The sequence below is a fragment of the Actinomadura terrae genome, from assembly GCF_022751215.1.
GTDB classification, from domain to species: Bacteria; Actinomycetota; Actinomycetes; order Streptosporangiales; family Streptosporangiaceae; genus Spirillospora; species Spirillospora terrae.
In genome coordinates, this window is record NZ_JAICDG010000001.1 from 1,589,565 (window position 1) to 1,609,682 (window position 20,118).

Genomic DNA, 20,118 nt, shown 5'->3' on the forward strand with positions numbered 1-20,118 from the left:
GCGGGAGCGAACGCGCGAGCGGCGGCCGGGCGCGTCCGGGAGAGGAGCGGGGAGCGGGGTGAGGCGGCGACTCCAGGGTCTGTAACGATCTTGGCGGGCGACGTGTCACGAGGATGGCAGGCCCGCCGCCGCCCCGACGTGCGGAACGGCCCGGCGTGACGAGCGTCACTAGCCTCTCCGCCCGGTGTGGGGGACGTCACACGCGCGCCAGGCTCTGGACCGGTGGAACCGGGGCCGCGGATGCCGGGATCATGGTCCAGGCGCCCCGCCCGCCCGCCGACCGCCATGGCATTCTGGTACTCGGTGCCGCAAATGGGGCCAGAAAGGGGGGATTTTCACGATCATGCGAAAGTCCCAGCAAGGCACGGGGATGGGCCCCGCACCGGCGAAGTTGTGTACACTCGGTATTCAGGACACTCCGGGGAGTGATTTTCGTGAATTTGTGGCGGGCTAAACGGCACTTCACGTTGCCTTATGGGGCGTGAACTCGCTAGTTTCCCAACCCGTCCGACTCCATCGAGTGGAAACCTGAGGTGACCCGGCGTGGCTCTTCCGCCCCTAACCCCCGAACAGCGCGCCGCAGCCCTGGAGAAGGCTGCCAAGGCGCGCAAGGAGCGGGCCGAGGTTAAGAACAAGCTCAAGCACGGGGGAACCTCTCTCGCGGAGGTTCTCAAGGAGGGACAGTCCGATGACGTCATCGGAAAGATGAAGGTCTCGGCCCTCCTGGAATCACTTCCCGGCGTGGGCAAGGTCCGTGCGAAGCAGATCATGGAGCGCCTGGGCATCGCCGAGTCCCGCCGCGTGCGGGGCCTCGGCGCCAACCAGCGCGCCTCCCTGGAGCGTGAGTTCGGCGGAAGTGCGAACCGCTGACACGCGACTCACGGTCGGGCGCGGCGGCGTGACCGCCGCGGCCGGCTCGGGCTCCCCCGCGGCCGGCTCCATCCCGTCCGGCTCCGGCGCACCCATTCCTGCGCCGGACGGCTCCATGCAGCATGGCCCGCTCCTCCGACGGCTGACGGTCCTCTCCGGGCCGTCAGGCGTCGGCAAGAGCACGGTCGTCGCCGAGATCCGGCGCTCACACCCCCGGGTGTGGCTGTCGGTCTCGGTGACCACCCGGTCCCCCCGGCCGGGTGAGACCCATGGCGTGCAGTACTTCTTCGTCGACGACGCCGGCTTCGACCGGCTCGTCGCCGAAGGGGAGCTGCTCGAATGGGCGGAGTTCGCGGGCAACCGCTACGGCACCCCCCGCGGCCCCGTCGAGGAACGGCTGGCGCGCGGCGAGCCGGTGCTCCTGGAGATCGACCTCCAGGGCGCCCGGCAGGTCCGCCAGGCGATGCCGGAGTCGCGGCTGGTGTTCCTCGCCCCCCCGTCCTGGGAGGAGCTCGTCCGCCGGCTCACCGGCCGGGGCACCGAGCCCCCCGAGGTGATCGAGCGCCGGCTCGACGCCGCCCGCGTGGAGCTGGCCGCCGAGCAGGAGTTCGACGTCACGCTCGTCAACACCTCCGTCCAGGACGTGTGCTCCGAGCTGCTAGCCTTGATGGCTGATCGCTAGACGCCGAACCTAGGGAAGGCCACCGAGTGGCAGCCAGCAATGAGGGCATCACCAACCCCTCGATCGACGAGCTCCTGGAGGTCGTCGACACCAAGTACGGCCTCGTGAGCATCGCGGCCAAGCGCGCGCGCCAGATCAACGCCTACTACGCCCAGCTGGGCGAGGGCCTCCTGGAGTACGTCGGCCCGCTCGTCGAGACGCAGGTGCAGGAGAAGCCCCTCTCCATCGCCCTGCGCGAGACCCGTGAGGGACTCCTGAACGCCGAGCCCATCGAGGGCTGAGTCCATTTCGTCGCCCTTGGCGTCGGGCCTTGGCGGCCCTCCTTCAACGGGCGACGCGGCGATCGCCGCATCGCTCCGAACTCGCCTGGCGGCTCGCTGCGCGATCAGGTCCTCGCTTCGCTCGTACCTGGCTTCGCACGCGATCGCGGCGCCGAGGGGTCGATGTCACGATCAAGACGTGATGGCCGAGGAATCGTGAAGGGAGGCGGGGTGACCTCCCGTAAGCCGCGTGTCGTGTTGGGCGTGGGCGCCGGCATCGCCGCGTACAAGGTGTGCGAGCTGCTCCGGCGGCTCACCGAGTCGGGGCACGACGTCCGCGTCGTCCCGACCGCCGACGCGCTGCGGTTCGTCGGCGAACCCACCTGGGCCGCGTTGTCGGGGCATCCCGTGTCCGCGCAGGTGTGGGACGACGTCGCCGCCGTGCCGCACGTGCGGCTCGGGCAGGACGCCGACCTCGTGTTCGTGGCGCCGGCCACCGCCGACCTGCTCGCCAGGGCCGCGCACGGCCTCGCCGACGACCTGCTCACCAACACGCTGCTCACCGCGCACTGCCCGGTCGTGTTCGCGCCCGCGATGCACACGGAGATGTGGGAGCACCCCGCGACCCGCGCGAACGTCGAGACGCTGCGCTCGCGCGGCGCGATCGTCGTCGAGCCCGCGTCCGGGCGCCTCACCGGGAAGGACACCGGCCCCGGCCGGCTGCCCGACCCGGGCGAGCTGTTCGAGGTCGCCCGGCGCGTCCTCGCGCGGGGGGCCGGGGACGCCGACCTCACCGGGCGGCACGTCGTGGTGTCGGCGGGCGGCACCCGTGAGCCGATCGACCCGGTCCGCTTCATCGGCAACCGCTCGTCCGGGCTCCAGGGGTACGCGCTGGCGCGCACGGCCGTCGCCCGCGGCGCCCGCGTGACGCTGGTCGCGGCGAACGTCGCGCTGCCCGACCCGGCGGGCGCCCGGGTCGTCCCGGTCGGCTCGGCCGCGCAGCTGCGCGAGGCCGTCCTCGCCGCGGCGCGGGACGCCGACGCCGTCGTCATGGCGGCCGCCGTCGCCGACTTCCGGCCCGCCGAATACCGGGGTTCGAAGATCAAGAAGACCGAGGGTGCGGGCCCCGAACCGATCACGTTGCGTAAGAACGCCGACATCCTGGCCGAACTAGGCCAGGCGCGGCGCCCCGAGCAGGTGATCGTCGGGTTCGCCGCCGAGACCGACGACGTGCTCGCCAACGGCCGCGCGAAACTCGCCCGCAAGGGCAGTGACCTGCTCGTCGTCAACCAGGTCGGCGAGGACCTCGCGTTCGGGCGCCCCGACAACGCGGCGGTCGTGCTCGGCGCCGACGGCTCGCAGACCGAGGTCCCGCGCGGCGCCAAGGAGGCCCTCGCCGACGTGGTCTGGGACCTCGTCGCCGCCCGCCTGAAGCCCCCGGCCGCGACGTGAGGGGCGCGGCGGGGGGCGTGGTGCGGGTGTGGTGAGGAGCCGAGCGGGCCTGCGCCTCGGCTTGAGGGTGCCTCCACCCGATCCCGCTAGACTCGCCCTCATCATCCAAGGGGAACCGGTGGAGGGGCGGCGTCCCGCCACCGGACACGACAAACAATCCGTCCTGCGACGTCAGTCAGCAGCCGCTGCAAGGAGCTCACGTACGTGTCTCGCCGCCTGTTCACCTCCGAGTCCGTCACCGAAGGCCACCCGGACAAGATCGCGGACCAGATCAGCGACGCGATCCTCGACTCGATGCTCAAGGACGACCCGCGCAGCCGGGTCGCCGTCGAGACGATGATCACGACCGGTCAGGTGCATGTGGCCGGTGAGGTCACCACCGAGACCTATGTCGACCTTCCCGGCGTGATCCGGGAGAAGATCCTTGAGATCGGCTACGACTCCTCCAAGAAGGGCTTCGACGGGCACTCCTGCGGCGTGTCGGTGTCGATCGGCGCGCAGTCGCCCGACATCGCGCAGGGCGTGGACGACGCCTACGAGACCCGCGAGGGCGAGGGCGTCGACGACCTCGACCGGCAGGGCGCGGGCGACCAGGGCCTGATGTTCGGCTACGCCACCGGCGAGACCCCCGAGCTGATGCCGCTGCCGATCACGATCGCGCACCGGCTCGCGCAGCGGCTCTCGCACGTCCGTAAGAGCGGCGACGTCCCCTACCTGCGTCCGGACGGCAAGACCCAGGTCACGATCGAGTACGACGGCGACCGCGCCGTCCGCCTCGACACGGTCGTGGTGTCCTCGCAGCACGCCCCCGACATCGACCTGAAGGAACTGCTCACCCCCGACGTCAAGGAGCACGTCGTCGACCCGGTGCTCGCCGCGTTCGACCTCGACACCTCCGGCTACCGGCTGCTGGTCAACCCCACCGGCCGGTTCGAGATCGGCGGGCCGATGGGCGACGCGGGCCTGACCGGCCGCAAGATCATCGTCGACACCTACGGCGGCATGGCCCGGCACGGCGGCGGCGCGTTCTCCGGCAAGGACCCGTCCAAGGTCGACCGGTCCGCCGCGTACGCGATGCGGTGGGTCGCCAAGAACATCGTCGCCGCGGGCCTCGCCGACCGCGCCGAGGTGCAGGTCGCCTACGCGATCGGCAAGGCGCACCCGGTCGGGGTGTTCGTGGAGACCTTCGGCACGGAGAAGGTGCCGGCCGCGCGCATCCAGGCCGCCGTGCCCGAGGTGTTCGACCTGCGTCCGGCCGCGATCGTCCGCGACCTGGACCTGCTCCGCCCGATCTACCAGCAGACCGCCGCCTACGGCCACTTCGGCCGGCCGGAGCCCGACTTCTCCTGGGAGTCGACCGACCGCGCCAAGGACCTGGCCAGCGCCGCCGGGCTGTAACCAGCGAACGCGAGAAAGGGCCCCGGGGGACGACCCCGGGGCCCTTCATCGTGCGCCGGTCAGCTCTCGCAGTGGTTGCCGCGGTGCAGGCCGTACCGGGCGGCGATCGTGTAGCGGCCGGGGGCCTTGACGTCCATCCGGACGAACTCGCCCGCGCGGGCCAGGCACCCGCCGCCCCCGCCGGTGACGCTGAGCCAGGGCGACCAGGAGACGCGCACCAGCGTCGACCCGGCGGCGGGCACGTCGACGACCAGCTGGCCGGAGTTGACGCGCTTCACTGTGGCCGGGGCGTCCACCAGCGGCGTCGGGCGCGAGACGCGGAACAGCCGCCAGTGCTCGTCGCTCCACACCTCCGTCAGGTACGGCTGGCCCGCCTCGACGAGGTCGGTCTCGTCCTGCGCGGACCAGTCGGTCTCCTGGGTGGGCAGGACGACGTAGTGCACCGCCCACTTGTGCAGCCAGTCGCGGTAGGACGTCGCGGTGAGCGCGCCCTTCTCGTAGAACAGCGCGTGGCGCTCGGCGTCGACCTGCCGGTTCCAGCCGCGGGCGAGGATGAAGTCGCGGCTCAGCCCGGCCGCCTCCCAGTGCGAGCGCAGCGGCACGACCTCGATGCGGGTGTCGTCGGCGCCGAGCGCCTTCATCTCGTCGATGAGGCCGCGGGCGTGCCGCGCGGAGGCACTCGCGGGCTCGGTGTGGATCACGTCGTCGACGGGCTTCACGACCTGCCAGGACGCGGTGACGATGAAGGCCAGCGACAGCACCGCGATCCGCGTCCGGCCGTGCGCGCGGGCGACCGCGGGCAGCAGGAACATGCCGCCGAACAGCAGCGAGAGCCGCTCGACGTTGCTGCCGACCGGCGAGGGGATCAGCCAGGTCAGCGTGATCCCGGCGAGGTAGACGCCCGCGCCGACCCGGACGATCCTCCATTCGCGGGGCGCGCAGAGCAGCAGCGCGACGACGCTGGCGATCGCGGGCAGCACGATCGCGGGGAGCGAGATCGGCTGGACGCCGCTGAAGGGGAACAGGAGGCTGGTCGTGCCGACGACCAGCGGCGGCCCGGCGGCCATGCAGAACCCGGCGCGCCGCCGTCCGGTGAGGATCAGCGCGGCGGCCAGCACCATGAGGAACAGCCCGGCGACGGGGCTGGACAGCGTGGCCAGCAGGCCGAGCCCGACCATGCCCGCCGCGCGCAGCGACGGGGTGCCGTACTCGGTGAACGCGACGATCGTCGCGGCGAGCGCGAACAGCAGGCCGAGCCCGAAGGTGACCCGCCCCGACGCGGAGTTGCACACGAGCGCGAACGCCGCCCACAGGCTCGCGGGCAGCGCGACCGGCGCCCGGAAGCGCCGCAGCAGGTAGGCGGTCAGCGTGGCCGACAGCGTGCCGGTCACCACCGCGACGGTCCGGATGCCGAACACGGCCATCAGGTAGGGCGACAGGACGCTGTAGGACGCGGGGTGCATCCCGCCGTACCAGGCGAAGCTGTAGGCGGTGTCGGGGTGCTTCCAGGCGAAGTCGGTCCAGGCGGCCTGCGCGGCGAGGTCGCCGCCCTCGGTCGCGATGTACAGGGCCCACAGCAGGTGCATCACGGCGGAGACGACGGTGGCCGCCACGACGGGATGGCGCGGGCTGGCCCACCGGCGCCAGTCGGCGAGCACGGTGCGTGCGGTGGTCCTCGGGGAGGAGCGCGGCGGCCCCTGCCGGGGCGGCGCGTCCGTCCGTTCTGGGGTATGCGCTGCTGTCACATCGCCTACGGAGCTCGTCGGACGGCGAGGGGGCCGGCGGGCGCCGGGCGATCTCCGGCGACACCCGCCCCGTTCGAAGGGACCACTCACCCTAGCGTGCGGCGGTGACTGTCGGGTTGATCTGGTAGGACGGGGACGTGACCAAGGACGGCGGCGGCGCGGACCTGATTCCGGGCCTGGACGACCTTCCCCGGGCCCCGGCGGCCGAGGTGAAACGGGCCTCGGGAGCGGGCGGGAAGGCGGGCGCGGGCGGCCGCAAGGGCGCCAGGAAGGGCGCGCGGCGTCCCGCCGACGATCTTCCGGTGGCGCGGGTGGCGGTCGACATGTCGCTGCCGCACCTCGACCGCCCGTTCGACTACCTGGTGCCGGTGGAGCTCGCCGGGAAGGCCGTCCCCGGGTGCCGGGTGCGGGTGCGCTTCGCCGGGCAGCTCGTGGACGGCTTCCTGCTGGAGCGCGTCGCCGAGAGCGACCACGAGGGCCGCCTGGCCTACCTGGAGCGGGTCACCTCGCCCGAGCCCGTGCTGACCCCGGAGATCGCGGCGCTGGCCCGGGAGGTGGCCGTCCGCTACGCGGGGACGTTCGCCGACGTGGTCCGGCTGGCCGTCCCGCCCCGGCACGCCCGCGTGGAGGCCGAGCCGGTCCCCGAGGACGAGGACGACGCCGAGGCCGAGGAGGACGAGAAGGCAGAGCCCGCCGGGATCGGCGTGTGGGCGGAGTACCCGGCGGGCGCGTCGTTCCTGGGGGCGCTGGAGGCCGGGCGGGCCCCCCGGGCGGTCTGGACGGCGCTGCCCGGCGACGGATGGGCCCCCGCCATCGCGCGGGCGGTGGCGGCGGCGCTGGCGTCCGGGCGCGGCGCGCTGGTCGTGGTCGCCGACGGGCGCGACGTCGCCCGCGTGGACGCCGCCCTGGCGGCCGAGCTGGGGGAGGGGCGGCACGTCGCGCTGACGGCGGAGCTGGGCCCGGCCGAGCGGTACCGCAGGTGGCTGTCGGTGCTGCGGGGGCGGGCGCGCGCGGTGGTCGGCACCCGCGCGGCGATGTTCGCGCCGGTCGCCGATCTGGGGCTGGTCGTCCTGTGGGACGACGGCGACGACGTCCACGCCGAGCCGCACGCCCCGTATCCGCATCCGCGCGAGGTGCTCGCGCTGCGCGCCCACCGGGCGGGCGCGGGCGCGCTGATCGGCGGCTTCACCCGCACCACGGACGCGACGCAGCTGGTCGAGAGCGGGTGGGCGCACGCGCTGGCCGCCGACCGTGCGCGCATCCGGGAGGCCATGCCCCGCGTCCGGTACGTGGGGGAGGACGCGCAGCTCGCCCGGGACGCCGCCGCCCGCACCGCGCGGCTGCCGAACGTGGCGTTCGAGGTGGCGCGGAGCGCGCTCGCGGAGGGGCCGGTCCTGGTGCAGGTGCCCAGGCGCGGCTACGTGCCGGGCATCGCCTGCGGGCGGTGCCGGAGCCCGGCGCGGTGCGCGGCGTGCCAGGGGCCGCTGTCGCTGTCGTCGTCCCATGCCGCCCCCTACTGCCGGTGGTGCGGGCGGATCGCGGGCGACTGGCACTGCCCGGAGTGCGGGTTCTTCCAGGTGCGCGCCGTGGTGGTCGGCGCGAAGCGCACGGCCGAGGAGCTGGGCAGGGCGTTCCCCGGCGTACCGGTGCGGACGTCGGGGCGGGAGGCGGTCCTCGACCGGGTGGGGCCCGAGCGGGCGCTGGTGGTGTCCACGCCGGGTGCCGAGCCGTCCGCCGAGGGCGGGTACCGGGCGGGCCTGCTGCTGGACGGCTGGGTGCTGCTGGGCCGTCCCGACCTGCGCGCCGGTGAGGAGACGCTGCGCCGCTGGATGAACGCGGCGTCGCTCGTCCGTTCGGGGTCGCCGGTGATCGTGGCGGCCGAGGGGTCGCTCCCGCCGGTGCAGGCGCTCGTCCGGTGGGATCCGGTGACGTACGCGGAACGGGAGCTGGCCGAGCGGCGCGAGGTGGGCTTTCCGCCCGCCGCGCGGATGGCGTCGCTGACCGCGTCCCCCGCGGCGATCCGGGAGCTGCTGGCCGACGCGCGGCTCCCCGACGGCGCGGAGGTGCTCGGGCCGGTGCCCGTCCCGCAGGCGGGGGCGGCGGACGGCCCGGAGAAGGAGCGCGCGCTGGTCCGCGTGCCGAGGGCGGCCGGGCAGGCGCTGGCGCGCGCGCTGAAGGAGGCCCAGGGGGTGCGCAGTGCCCGCAAGGCGACCGAGACCGTCCGCGTCCAGGTCGACCCGCTCGAACTGATCTAGCTAGCGGGCCGGGCGGCGGCCGGGCGTGTACCCGTACTCCTTGGCGAACGCGGCGATGAACGCGGACGCGCTGGCGTAGCCGACCTGGTGGGCGACCGTGCTCACCGGGCGCGAGTCGAGGAGGGCCCGCGCGGCGCGCAGGCGGAGCGCCGTCCGCCACCGGGTGTAGGGCATGCCGAACTCGCGGACGAAGTCGCGTTGCAGGGTCTTGACGCTGACGCGGAGCCGCCGCGCCCACTCGTCGAGGCCGGTGGGGTCGGCGGGGTCGTGGGAGAGGGCGCGGGCGACGGCGAGCGCGAACCCGGTCCCCTTCCCGGGGGCGGTGTCGGTCCCGACCACGGGCGAGCCGATCCCGGCCATGATGCGGCGCCGGGCCTCCAGCGCGGTCGCCTCGGCGCAGCCCCGGCGGGCGATCGACACGACGAGCCGGGTCGCCTCGGCGTCGATCGGGACGGGCCCCGAGCGCAGGTCGCCGAGCGCGGGCGGCACCTCGCGCAGGCAGATCCGGTAGACGGTCTGCCGGTCCCCGGCGCGCACCTCGTGGCTCGTGGCGCGCCGCGCCCAGAACGCCTCGCCGGCGCCGACGAACCGGACGGCCGGGCCGTGCGTCGTGGCGAGCGGCCCGTCGGGGGACCAGTAGAGCTGGTGCAGGAAGTCCTGGCGGCCCTCGCCGAACGCCAGCGCGTCCGCCGAGCGGTACCGCAGGACGAGGATGCCGCCGGGGTCGCCGAGTCCGTAGCCGAACTCTTCGCAGCTCTCAGGGTCGTTCCGGGGGGTGCGGGGGGTCGTCCCCCCGCGATGAAGCGGGTCGGCGGTGCCATGGCGCGTCAGCGACACAGGGTGTCCTCCCAGCGATATCGCGTTGGTTAAGTAAGGCTTACCTTAGTAGCCCTGTTCAGTGCTCTCACCACGCAAGACGAGGAAAGACGACCATGCCTGTTGCCCAGCCCTGGAGACTCGCGGCGGCCGCCGCGGCCGCGCTCGTCCTGGCGTCCGCGTGCGGGTCCGGAGGGTCGGACGAGGCGTCCGGCGCGTCCGGCTCGTCCGCGACGCGGGTCTTCGACGCCGAGAACGGCAAGGTCGAGATTCCGGCCAAGCCCAAGAGGGTCGTCGCGACCGGCTACGCGGTGCCGGTGCTCATCGAACTGGGCGCGCCGCTGGTGGGCATCTCCAGCTGGAAGCGCGGCATCCCCATGATGAGCCCGGCGGACCGCGCGTCCTACGACAGGCTCACCAAGGTCGCGGGCGAGATGGCGGCCGAGACCAACTACGAGGCCGTCGCCAAGGCCAAGCCCGACCTCATCGTCATCGGCGTGCCGAAGCCCGTCCTCGGCGACCTGAACATGAAGCGGCTGGAGTCGATCGCGCCCGTCGTCGTGCTCGGGCCGTCCTCGCCGTCGGACTGGCGGGACCTGTCGCGGCGCCAGGCCGACGCGGCGGGCAGCCTCGGCGGCTACACCAAGGCGAAGGCGGCCTACGAGAAGCGGGCCGGGGAGGTCGCGGCCAAGTACCGGGGCACGCTGGCGAAGCTGAAGTTCGGCCACGTCGGCGGGTACGGCAAGGTCGCGGCCGGGACGTTCATGCGCGAGTACGCCGGGTCCTGGGGCACCAACATCGCCGGGGACGTCGGCGTCAGGTACTACGGCGAGGTCAGGGAGAAGAAGGGCGGCGGCGCGGGCGTCTCGGAGTACCCCTCGATCGAGGAGGTGTCCACGAGCCTCGGCGCGGCCGACGTGATCACCTACACGCTGGAGCCGGACGGGACGGTCGGGCAGTCCGTCAAGTACGTGCTCGACTCGCGGATGTGGAAGGACCTGCCCGCGGTGAAGAAGGGCCGGGCCATCGGGCTCCGCTACACGCAGGCGGCGACCTACCCGTCCGCGACCAAGACCCTCGACGCCCTCGACCAGGCGCTCGCGCCGCTGTCGAAGCCGTGAGGGCCGACCGCAGCGACCCGCGCGGGCGGGTCGCCGAGCACCACCGCGCCGGGACGGGCGTCGCGCGCGTCGGCTACCCGATCGGGGTCAGGGAGGCGACGGTCGCGCGCCGCGAGCGGCTCACGCCGAACATGCTGCGCCTCACGCTCGGCGGACCCGGGCTCGACGGCTTCCACACCTACCAGGCCGACGACCACGTGAAGATCGTCTTCCCGGACGCGGACGGCGTGCTGCGCGCTCCCGTCCCCGGTGAGAACCAGGAGCTCCACTGGCCCCGCCCGCTGCCGCCCACCCGCAAGTACACGGTGCGGCGCTACGACGCGCGGGCGCGGGAGCTGGACCTGGACTTCGTGCTGCACCCCGGCGGGCTCGCCTCCGCCTGGGCGGAGGACGTCCCGGTGGGGGAGCGGGTCACGATCGCCGGGCCGCCCGGTGCCAAGGCGTTCGCCCAGACCTACGACCATTACCTGTTCGCGGTGGACGCGACCGCGCTGCCCGCGTTCGCGCGCTGGCTGGAGGAGGCCCCGGCGGGCGTCTCGGCGCGCGCGGTCGTCGAGACCGGGGCCGCAGCCGACCACGCCTACCCGCTCGCCCGGCGGTACGGGGTCGGCGTCACGTGGCTGGCGCGCGGGGACGGGGGTTCCGCGCTCGCCGACGCGGTCCGCGACCTGCCCCTCCCGGACGGGCGGACGTTCCTGTTCGCGGCGGGCGAGGCCGACGCGATCAAACCGCTGCGGGCCTGGAGCCGCGGGCGGATGGACGCGCTGTTCACCGGCTACTGGAAGCGCGGAGTAGTCGATCTTGACGACTGACCGGGGACGGCGGTTCGCGGTGCTGGCGGTCGCCGTCGTCCTGCTGGCCGTGCTCGTGGGCGCCAGCCTGTGCGTGGGGGCGCGGACCTTCCCGCCGGGGGCCGTGTGGGCGGCACTGACCGGGCACGACGCGTCCGGCGCCCGGTCGGTCGTCCGCGACGTCCGGGTGCCGCGGACGGTGCTGGCCCTGTGCGCGGGCGCCGCGCTCGCCACCGCCGGGACGCTGATCCAGACGCTCACCCGCAACCCGCTCGCCGAGCCGGGCGTGCTCGGCGTCACCGCGGGCGCCGCGTTCGCGATCACGCTCGGGACCGTGGCCGGGCTGAGCGGGTCGCAGCCCGCGCAGATGGGGCTCGCGGTCGCGGGATCGGCGCTCGCCGCGACCGTCGTGTACGCCGTCGGGCGCTCGCTCCCGCTGCGGCTCCTGCTCGCCGGGGTCGCGCTGACCGCCGTGCTGGCGGGGCTGACCCTCGGGTTGCGGCTGGTGTACCCCGACGCGCTCGACGAGTACCGCTACTGGTCGGTCGGGTCGCTGGCCGGACGCGAGCGGACGCCGCTGGCCCTCCCAATCGGCACGATCCTCGTCGCGCTCGCCGGGACGGCGCTGGTGACCCGCCCGCTCGGCGGCCTGATGCTGGGGGACGGCGTCGCGCACGCGCTCGGGGCCCGGGTCCGGCGGACGGGGGTCGCCGTGCTCGTCCTCGTCACGCTGCTGACCGGCGCCGCGACCGCCGTGGTCGGGCCGATCATGTTCGTCGGGCTGATCGTCCCGCACCTGGCCCGGCGGTTCGCGGCGGGGTCGCTGCCCTGGCTCGTGGCCTACACGGCCGTGCTCGGCTCGGTGCTGCTCGTCGCCGCCGACATCGGCGCGCGGCTGCTGCTGCCGACCGGCGAGGTGCCGGTCGCGATCGTGACCGCCTTCCTCGGTGGCCCGGCGCTGATCTGGGTCGTCCGGCGGCACGGGGCGGTGGCCCTGTGATCGTCGTGCGGATGGGTCCGGTGTCGGCGCTGGTGGAGCGCCGCGCGGCGGTGGTCTCGCTCGGGCTCGCGGCGGCGATCGCGGTCCTCGCGCTGGCCGCGCTGTGCCGGGGCGACGCGTGGGACCCGCCGGGCGAGGTCGTCCAGGGCCTGTTCGGACGCGGCGGATCGGCGCTCGTCGTCCGGGAGTGGCGGCTGCCGCGCGTCGCCGCCGCGATCGTCTTCGGCGCCGCGCTCGGCCTGGCGGGCTCGCTGTTCCAGAACCTGACCCGCAACCCCCTCGGCAGCCCGGACGTCATCGGCCTCGACGCGGGCGCCTACACCGGCGTGCTCATCGCGATCACCGTGTTCGGCGGCACCGCCCCGGGGCTCGCGGCGGGCGCGCTCGCGGGCGGCCTGTGCACGGCGGCGGCCGTCTACCTGCTGTCGCTGCGGTCGGGGCTGAGCGGGCTGCGGCTCGTGGTCGTCGGCGTCGCCGTGCACGCCATGCTGACCGCCGCGAACTCCTGGATCGTGCTGCGCGCCGACCTGGACGTGGCGATCGCCGCGACCGGGTGGCAGGCGGGCACGCTCAACGGCGCCGAGTGGGCGGCGCTGCGTCCGGCGTTCCTCGTCATCGGCGTGCTGGCGCTGCTGACGGCGGCGCTGTCGCAGGGCGAGCGGCAGGCCGCGCTCGGCGACGAGGCCGCCGCCGCGTCCGGGCTCGGACTCGGCCGGTTCCGGTTCCTGGCCGTGCTGGCGGGGGTGGGCTGCACGGCGAGCGTCACGTCCGCCGCCGGGCCGATCGTGTTCGTCGCGCTCGTCGCCCCGCAGATCGGCCGCCGGATCACCGGTGCGGCCGGGACCCCGCCGCTGCCCGCCGCGCTGACCGGCGCGCTCCTGCTGCTGGCCGCCGACCTCGCGGCGCAGGCGGTGCTCGCCCCCGTCCAGCTCCCGGTCGGGGTCGTGACCACGGTGCTCGGCGGAAGCTACCTGTGCCTGCTGCTCCTCAGAGAGGTCGGACGAGCGTCATGAACGGCGATGTCATCGGAGGGAAGGCGCGGCTCAGCGCGCGGGACGTCACGCTCGGCTACGGCGACCGCGTCGTCTCGACCCGGCTGGACCTCGACGTCCCCGACGGCGCGTTCACCGCCGTCGTCGGCGCGAACGCGTGCGGCAAGTCGACGCTGCTGCGCTCGTTCGCGCGGCTCCTGGCGCCCTCCGAGGGGGAGGTGACCTTCGACGGGCGGGACGTGCGCGGCTACCACCCGAAGGCCATCGCGCGGCAGGTCGGGTTCCTGCCGCAGGGCGCGGTCGCGCCCGAGAACATCCTCGTCCGGCAGCTCGTCGCCCGCGGCCGCTACCCGCACCAGTCGCTGCTGTCGACCTGGTCGGCCGAGGACGAGCGCGCCGTCGCCGCCGCGATGGACGCGGCGGGCGTCGCCGACCTCGCCGGGCGCCGCGTCGAGGACCTGTCGGGCGGGCAGCGGCAGCGCGCCTGGGTGGCGATGGTCCTCGCGCAGGAGACGCCCTACCTGCTGCTGGACGAGCCCACCACGTTCCTCGACATCACCCACCAGTACCAGCTGCTCGCGCTGCTCGCCCGGCTCCGCGACGAGGGGCGGACGATCGTCGCCGTGCTGCACGACATCAACCAGGCGTGCCGCTTCGCCGACCACCTCGTCGCCATGCGCGCCGGCCGGGTCGTCGCCGCCGGAGCGCCCGCCGACATCGTCGACGCGGCGCTGGTCGCGGAGGTGTTCGAGCTGTCCTGTGTGATCGTGCCCGACCCGGTGACCGGTACCCCGATGGTCGTCCCGACCGCCGAGTACGGGGGCGGGCGGGCGCCCGCGCGCTCCCAGGCCAAGATGGGCGCGCCCGGCGGTGATGACCAATAGGGTTCACGGGTGGCCGACAACTGGGTGGAGACGACCGCGGGCGAACTGCGGCTGTGGGCGGACGAGCACGGCGAGGAGCTGGACGAGCAGGGCGCCCGCCTGCTGCTCGACCTCGTCCGCGAGGAGATGGGGCTCGGCGCGGCCGAGGAGCTGACCGCCGAGGGGGTCCGCGAGCTGCTGCTGGAGGTGTTCCCCGAGTCGGTGGTCGCGGGCGCGGACGAGGTCCCCGCCGTCCTGGACACCCTGCGCCGCCTCGTGGCGTTCCTGCGCGACACCCGCGCGGTGCCCGCCCCGCGCGCCGCCGAGCTGGCGGCCGAGATCGAGCGGACCGCCCCCGCCTTCGCCGCGGCCGTGGCCGCCGCCGACACCGCCGAGCGGCAGGTCGCGGCCGAGGTCATCGCCGGGCTGATGCGCGCCGACGGCGTCCCGCTGGACGACCAGGACGCCGTCGAGGCGTGGGTGGCGGAGTTCGAGGCGCTGCCCGAGGACGAGCGCTACGCCCGCACCGAGGAGTACCTGCGGCAGACCGAGGAGCTGGTCGTGCCGCCCGTCCGGCTGCCGGCCGAGGCCGAGCTCGCCGCCGCCGTCCGCGCGTCGGAGCTGACCGCGCGGGTCATCGCGCTCGCGGAGTGGGCGGACGGGCGGGCGCTCACCGAGCACGACCAGCTGACCGAGGCCGACGCCGAAGAGGCCCGCGACGTGCTCGGCATGAAGCTGACGGGCGGGTACGCCCAGCTTGAGGACGAGGGCGCGCTGGAGCGGCTGTGGTGGGCCGCCGTCGAGGCCGAGGTGATCACCGTCGGGGACGGCGCCGCCGCGTCCGGCCCCGCGCTGGAGGGCCTGCGGTCGGCCGACGACGCGGCGCTGCTCGCCGCCTGGCTGCCGCTGTTCGACGCCGTCGTGGTGCCCGAGCACGACCCCGAGGACGGCCTGGACGCGATGGAGCTCGTCCAGAACGAGATGACCGGCGTCCTGATCCACCTGTACGAGCAGGAGGAGCCGACGACCCCCCACGAGCTGCTGGAGGCGCTGCGCGAGCACGTCGGGGAGAGCTACGACTTCTCCGACGAGGACGCCATGTCGAGCCTGGTCGTCGACGCGTTCCTGCTGGAGCTCGGCGCGCTCCAGGAGTGGGGGATCGTCGAGCCCGCCGGCGAGGAGGGACGCGCGCTCACGCCGCTCGGCGTGTGGGGCGTCCGGGAGCTGCTGCTGGCCGACGGGTTCACCGCGCCGCTGGTCGGGGAGCTGGCGGACGCGTCGGCGGCCGGGCTGGTCGAGGGCCTCACCTGGCACCGCCCGGACACCGCCGACGAGGAGATCTCCGGCTGGCTCGCCGCCCGCGACGCCAAGGACGCCGCCGCCGACCTCCTCGACGTCATGCGGACGGGCGGCCCCGGCGCCCGCAACCTCGCCGCCGCCGTCCTGCACCGGATCGGCCCGGAGGCCGCGCCGGTGGTCCGGGCCGCGCGCGAGCATCCGCTGGTCTCGCCGTACGCGGTGCTGTGGCTGAACGCGGCGGGCGACGCCTCGGGGCGCGAGCTGGCCCGCGAGGAGTACCTGTGGGTGTTCGTCGACACCGTCGCCGGGATGCTGGAGACCGCCGAGCCCGCCGACGCCGTCGAGGCCGCGCTGGCCGACGCGCCGCCCGGCCCGGAGCTGCTCGCGATGATCGACGAGCTGTGGCGCACCCACCACGACGACGTGGCCGGCGTCCTGGAGGCCCTCGGCGACCATCATCCCGACAAGGTCATCGCCAAGGCCGCTCGAACCGCCGCCTACAAGGCGCGCTCGTCGGGATAGGGAGCGCGCCCGGGAGCGGCGGCGGGTAGCGCGGTCACGCCCACCGCCTCCGTAGACTGGGGGCGGTAGCGCGTCCCCTGTCCGTCCCGCTCCTGTCCGTCCCGCTCCGGGAAACGGCTCTCCCACCCCAGGAAACGGAGTCCTCGTTGGCCGTCAAGCCCATCCGCCTCTTCGGCGACCCCGTCCTGCGCACGCCCGCGGAGCCGGTGCGGGACTTCGACAAGGAGCTGCGCCTCCTGGTCAAGGACCTCACCGACACGATGATCGACGCTCCCGGCGCCGGGCTGGCCGCGCCGCAGCTCGGCGTGGGCCTGCGCGTGTTCACCTACTACGTCGACGACCGGCTCGGGCACGTGGTGAACCCCACCCTGGACCTCACCGAGGAGCAGGAGACCGGCGACGAGGGCTGCCTGTCGCTGCCCGGCCTGGCGTTCCCCACCCCCCGGTCGGTGGGCGTCGTGGCCAAGGGCTTCAACATGCACGGCGAGCCGATCACGCTGGAGGGCACGCACCTGCTGGCGCGCTGCGTCCAGCACGAGACCGACCACCTGGACGGCATCATCTTCATCGACCGGATGGACCCCGAGCAGCGCAAGGCCGCGATGAAAGCGATCCGGGAGGCCGAGTGGTTCGGCGACCCGGCGCCGGTCGTGAAGGAGTCCCCGCACCGCACGTTCGGGAAGGCGATCTGAGTGAGGCTGGTCTTCGCGGGAACCCCCGAGACGGCGCTCCCGGCCCTGAACGCGCTCCTCGCGTCCCCGCACGAGGTCGTCGCGGTCGTGACCCGTCCCGACGCGCCCGCGGGCCGTGGCCGTCACCTGGTGGCCAGCCCGGTCGGCGAGCGGGCCGCCGAGGCGGGCGTCGAGGTGCTCAAGCCCGCCAAGGCGCGCGACCCGGAGTTCCTCGCCCGGCTGCGCGAGATCGCCCCCGACTGCTGCCCGGTCGTCGCCTACGGTGCGCTGCTGCCGCGCGAGGCGCTGGACATCCCCCGGCACGGCTGGGTGAACCTGCACTTCTCGCTGCTGCCCGCCTGGCGCGGCGCCGCGCCCGTGCAGCGCGCGATCCTGCACGGCGACGACATGACCGGCGCGGCGACGTTCCAGATCGAGGAGGGCCTGGACACCGGCCCGGTCTACGGCGTGCTCACCGAGCCGATCCGGCCCGACGACACCACCGGCGACCTGCTCGGACGGCTCGCCGTGGCGGGCGCGACGCTGCTGCTCGACACGATGAACGGCATCGAGGCGGGCGTGCTGGTGCCGCGTCCCCAGCCCGAGGACGGCGTCTCCACCGCCGCCAAGCTGAACCCCGAGGACGCCCACGTCGACTGGCGCTCCCCGGCCCAGCACATCGACCGGCTGGTCCGCGCGTGCACGCCCACCCCTGGCGCGTGGACGAACTTCCGCGACACCCGCGTGAAGCTCTGGCCCGTCCGCCTCGCGCCCGACGCGCTCGGGCCGGACGCCGCCGCGCTGAGCCCCGGTGAGATCCGTCCGGGCAAGAAGGAGGTGCTGGTCGGCACGGCCACGCATCCGGTCGCGCTGGGCGAGGTGCAGCCGCAGGGCAAGCGCCGCATGGCCGCCGCCGACTGGGTCCGCGGCGTCAACCTCATCGGCAAGGACGCGCTGCACTGATGGCCCCCGCCCGCAACCGCCGAGCCGACCACGGCAGGAACCGCCGCCCGGGAGGGCCGCGCCAGACCGGCCGCCCGCAGGACCTCGTCCGCCGCACCGCCTTCGACGTCATCCGCGCCGTCGAGACCCGGGACGCCTACGCCAACCTGCTGCTGCCCGCGCGGCTCCGCGACCGGAACCTCACCGGCCGGGACGCCGCCCTCGCCACCGAACTGACCTACGGGACGCTGCGCGGACGCGGCACCTACGACGCGGTCCTCGCGCTGTGCAGCGACCGGGAGCTGCGCCGCATCGACGCGCCCCTCCTTGACGTCCTCCGCCTCGGAACGCACCAGATCCTCGCCACCCGCATCCCGCCGCACGCCGCCGTGGGGACGGCCGTGGAACTCGCCCGGTCGGTGTCGGGCCCGGGCCAGGCGAAGTTCGCCAACGCCGTGCTGCGCAAGGTCACCACCCGCGACCTCGACGCCTGGCTCGCGATCGTCGCCCCCGAGGACGCCGACGTCACCACCCGCCTGTCGGTCGCGCACAGCCACCCCAAGTGGATCGTGTCCGCGCTCCGGGACGCGCTGGGCCCCGAGCGCGCCGAGATCGACGCGCTGCTGGCCGCCGACAACGCCCGTCCCCAGGTGACGCTCGTCGCCCGCCCTGGGCGCTCCACCGTCGACGAGCTGCGCGACGCGGGCGCCGAGCCGACCTCCTACTCGCCGTACGCGGCGCTCCTGCCCGAGGGCGACCCGGCGGGCATCGCCGCCGTCCGCGAGGGCCGCGCCGCCGTCCAGGACGAGGCGAGCCAGCTGGTCGCGCTGGCGTTGGCGGCGGCTCCGCTGTCGGGCCCCGACGCCCGCTGGGCCGACCTGTGCGCGGGCCCCGGCGGCAAGGCGGGCCTGCTGTCGGCCGTCGCGGCCGGAGGCGGCGCGCGGCTCCTCGCCGCCGACGTCCAGCCCCACCGCGCCGGGCTGGTCGCCCGCGCCGTGGACGCGCGCACCGGCGTCGTCGTCGCCGACGGCACCGCGCCCGCCTGGCGTCCGGGCGTGTTCGACCGCGTCATGCTCGACGCCCCCTGCACCGGCCTCGGCGCGCTGCGCCGCCGTCCCGAGGCGCGCTGGCGGCGCGGCCCCGAGGCGATCGCCGAGCTGGGCCCGCTCCAGCGCGCGCTGCTGGGCTCGGCGCTGGACGCCGTCCGCCCGGGCGGGGTGGTCGCCTACGTCACCTGCTCGCCGCACCTGGCCGAGACGCGCGTGGTCGTCGACGACGTACTGCGCAAGCGCGCCGACGTCGAACGGCTGGACGCGCCGTCCGTCCTGGCCGGGGTCGCGCCGGAACTCACCGGCCTGGGCGACGGCCCGTACGCGCAGTTCTGGCCGCACCGGCACGGCACCGACGCGATGTTCCTCGCCCTACTGCGCCGCCCCGGCCCCGACGGGACGGACTGACCAGGAGGTTTCCACCGCACCCCATGCTCACCGCCTTCATGCACGTGATGTCGTACCTCGGCAGCGCCGGGTTCACCATCCCCCTGCTCGCGGCGGTGTACTGGTGCGTCGATCCGCGCCTCGCGGCGCGGGGCACGGTGATCCTGGCGTTCGGGTCGGTGATCAACACCGTCCTGAAGCTGGTGTTCCACGCTCCCCGCCCGTACTGGACCGACCCCGGGATCACCGGGAGGGAGTCCAGGACCTCATTCGGGATGCCGTCCGGCCACTCGCAGAACGCCGTGATCCTGTGGGGCTTCTTCGCGACGCGAACCCGGCGGTGGCTCCTGTGGGCCGGTGCCGTCATCGCCGTCGTCCTGATCGGCGTCTCGCGCGTCTACCTGGGCGTGCACTCGACGGGCCAGGTCCTCGCGGGCTGGGCGGTCGGGCTCGTCGTGCTCGTCGCCGCGCTCGGCCTCGAACCCCTGCTCGTCCCCTGGTGGACGCGGCGTCCCCTGGCCGTGCAGCTGGCCCTCGCCCTGGCGGTGTCCCTGGCGGGGGTGGGCGCGGGCTGGGCGGCCGTCCACTCGCTGCACGCCTGGCAGTGGCCGGACGCGTGGGCGCGCGCCATCGTCGCCGCCGGGGGCCGCACCCGTCCGATCACCATGAACGAGGTGGCCGCCGCCAGCGGCGGTCTCTGCGGGCTCCTGGCGGGACTCTCGCTGATGTCCGCCCGGGGCTGGTTCGACGCGGGCGGAGAGCCCTGGCGGCGCCTGGCACGCCTCCCCGTGGGGGTCGCGGGCGCGCTGGCCCTCTCCGCGCTCGGGTACCTGCTCGGGGTCCATCCCGTCCCGGCGTTCGCCGTCCAGATGCTGCTCGGGCTGTGGGCGACCGCGGGCGCGCCGGAGGCGTTCGTGCGGCTCGGCCTGGCGCGGCGTCCGGCCCCCGCTGTGGGGCGGCCGGGTGACGGGCTCGCCGAACTGCGCCAATAGACTCATCCCAT

The 20,118-nt window shown here is 74.8% G+C and carries 18 protein-coding genes; 16 read left to right on the forward strand and 2 right to left on the reverse strand.

Annotated features, from left to right (window positions below; translation table 11 throughout):
* Positions 1-543: 543 nt before the first annotated feature.
* From mihF to metK, 5 genes are all read left to right on the forward strand, one after another.
* Complete coding sequence (mihF, locus tag K2F47_RS07095; RefSeq protein ID WP_021597647.1) at positions 544-870, forward strand: integration host factor, actinobacterial type; 327 nt, start codon at positions 544-546, stop codon at positions 868-870.
* Between the two features lie 115 nt (positions 871-985).
* Entirely contained in the window at positions 986-1,552 is a 567-nt protein-coding gene (gene gmk / locus K2F47_RS07100; protein WP_242901948.1) for a guanylate kinase, read from the forward strand.
* A 26-nt stretch (positions 1,553-1,578) separates the two neighbouring features.
* On the forward strand, positions 1,579-1,833 hold the full coding sequence (gene rpoZ, locus K2F47_RS07105) for a DNA-directed RNA polymerase subunit omega (protein WP_021597645.1): 255 nt from the start codon (positions 1,579-1,581) through the stop codon (positions 1,831-1,833).
* A gap of 210 nt (positions 1,834-2,043) precedes the next feature.
* Positions 2,044-3,264: a bifunctional phosphopantothenoylcysteine decarboxylase/phosphopantothenate--cysteine ligase CoaBC gene (gene coaBC / locus K2F47_RS07110; RefSeq protein ID WP_242901949.1), complete on the forward strand. Its 1,221-nt coding sequence runs from the start codon at positions 2,044-2,046 to the stop codon at positions 3,262-3,264.
* A gap of 204 nt (positions 3,265-3,468) precedes the next feature.
* Positions 3,469-4,662, forward strand: a complete 1,194-nt coding sequence (gene metK, locus K2F47_RS07115; protein ID WP_242901950.1) for a methionine adenosyltransferase — start codon at positions 3,469-3,471, stop codon at positions 4,660-4,662.
* 59 nt (positions 4,663-4,721) lie between these two features.
* Here metK and K2F47_RS07120 read toward each other — a convergent pair whose 3' ends face one another.
* On the reverse strand, positions 4,722-6,407 hold the full coding sequence (locus K2F47_RS07120) for a DUF8823 domain-containing protein (protein ID WP_242901951.1): 1,686 nt from the start codon (positions 6,405-6,407) through the stop codon (positions 4,722-4,724).
* Between the two features lie 137 nt (positions 6,408-6,544).
* Between K2F47_RS07120 and K2F47_RS07125 the strand changes: the two genes are divergently transcribed.
* Positions 6,545-8,662, forward strand: coding sequence for a primosomal protein N' (locus K2F47_RS07125; protein ID WP_242901952.1), 2,118 nt, complete (start codon positions 6,545-6,547; stop codon positions 8,660-8,662).
* Here K2F47_RS07125 and K2F47_RS07130 read toward each other — a convergent pair whose 3' ends face one another.
* Positions 8,663-9,499 carry a helix-turn-helix domain-containing protein gene (locus K2F47_RS07130; RefSeq protein ID WP_242901953.1) on the reverse strand — a complete coding sequence of 279 codons (837 nt, stop codon included), beginning with the start codon at positions 9,497-9,499 and terminating at the stop codon, positions 8,663-8,665.
* A 95-nt stretch (positions 9,500-9,594) separates the two neighbouring features.
* Between K2F47_RS07130 and K2F47_RS07135 the strand changes: the two genes are divergently transcribed.
* The 10 genes from K2F47_RS07135 to K2F47_RS07180 all read left to right on the forward strand — a co-directional run bounded on the left by K2F47_RS07135 (position 9,595) and on the right by K2F47_RS07180 (position 20,107).
* On the forward strand, positions 9,595-10,599 hold the full coding sequence (locus tag K2F47_RS07135) for an ABC transporter substrate-binding protein (RefSeq protein ID WP_242901954.1): 1,005 nt from the start codon (positions 9,595-9,597) through the stop codon (positions 10,597-10,599).
* Positions 10,596-11,411: a siderophore-interacting protein gene (locus tag K2F47_RS41280; protein ID WP_242901955.1), complete on the forward strand. Its 816-nt coding sequence runs from the start codon at positions 10,596-10,598 to the stop codon at positions 11,409-11,411. Before K2F47_RS07135 ends, K2F47_RS41280 begins: the two co-directional genes overlap by 4 nt.
* Positions 11,401-12,390, forward strand: coding sequence for a FecCD family ABC transporter permease (locus K2F47_RS07145; protein WP_242901956.1), 990 nt, complete (start codon positions 11,401-11,403; stop codon positions 12,388-12,390). Before K2F47_RS41280 ends, K2F47_RS07145 begins: the two co-directional genes overlap by 11 nt.
* The gene (locus K2F47_RS07150) at positions 12,387-13,403 is read left to right on the forward strand and encodes a FecCD family ABC transporter permease (RefSeq protein ID WP_242901957.1); all 1,017 of its coding nucleotides are present in this window, start codon (positions 12,387-12,389) and stop codon (positions 13,401-13,403) included. Before K2F47_RS07145 ends, K2F47_RS07150 begins: the two co-directional genes overlap by 4 nt.
* Positions 13,400-14,266, forward strand: coding sequence for an ABC transporter ATP-binding protein (locus K2F47_RS07155; RefSeq protein ID WP_242901958.1), 867 nt, complete (start codon positions 13,400-13,402; stop codon positions 14,264-14,266). The genes K2F47_RS07150 and K2F47_RS07155 overlap by 4 nt, the downstream gene beginning before the upstream one ends.
* A 9-nt stretch (positions 14,267-14,275) precedes the next feature.
* Positions 14,276-16,066 (forward strand): hypothetical protein, encoded by a 1,791-nt coding sequence (locus tag K2F47_RS07160; protein WP_242901959.1) that lies wholly within the window; start codon positions 14,276-14,278, stop codon positions 16,064-16,066.
* A gap of 146 nt (positions 16,067-16,212) precedes the next feature.
* Entirely contained in the window at positions 16,213-16,758 is a 546-nt protein-coding gene (gene def, locus K2F47_RS07165; RefSeq protein ID WP_242901960.1) for a peptide deformylase, read from the forward strand.
* Positions 16,759-17,700: a methionyl-tRNA formyltransferase gene (gene fmt / locus K2F47_RS07170; protein ID WP_242901961.1), complete on the forward strand. Its 942-nt coding sequence runs from the start codon at positions 16,759-16,761 to the stop codon at positions 17,698-17,700. It begins immediately after the preceding gene.
* A complete protein-coding gene (locus K2F47_RS07175) occupies positions 17,700-19,136 on the forward strand; it encodes an RsmB/NOP family class I SAM-dependent RNA methyltransferase (protein ID WP_242901962.1) in 1,437 nt (478 codons plus the stop codon). The genes fmt and K2F47_RS07175 overlap by 1 nt, the downstream gene beginning before the upstream one ends.
* Positions 19,137-19,159: 23 nt before the next feature.
* A complete protein-coding gene (locus tag K2F47_RS07180) occupies positions 19,160-20,107 on the forward strand; it encodes a phosphatase PAP2 family protein (RefSeq protein WP_242901963.1) in 948 nt (315 codons plus the stop codon).
* Positions 20,108-20,118 lie beyond the last annotated feature (11 nt).

What these genes read in the sequence shown, in the direction of transcription:
- gmk (WP_242901948.1), top strand. Translation starts at nt 986, where the DNA reads ATGCAGCATGGCCCGCTCCTCCGACGGCTGACGGTCCTCTCCGGGCCG.
- K2F47_RS07135 (WP_242901954.1), top strand. Translation starts at nt 9,595, where the DNA reads ATGCCTGTTGCCCAGCCCTGGAGACTCGCGGCGGCCGCCGCGGCCGCG.
- K2F47_RS07155 (WP_242901958.1), top strand. Translation starts at nt 13,400, where the DNA reads ATGAACGGCGATGTCATCGGAGGGAAGGCGCGGCTCAGCGCGCGGGAC.
- K2F47_RS07175 (WP_242901962.1), top strand. Translation starts at nt 17,700, where the DNA reads ATGGCCCCCGCCCGCAACCGCCGAGCCGACCACGGCAGGAACCGCCGC.
- K2F47_RS07180 (WP_242901963.1), top strand. Translation starts at nt 19,160, where the DNA reads ATGCTCACCGCCTTCATGCACGTGATGTCGTACCTCGGCAGCGCCGGG.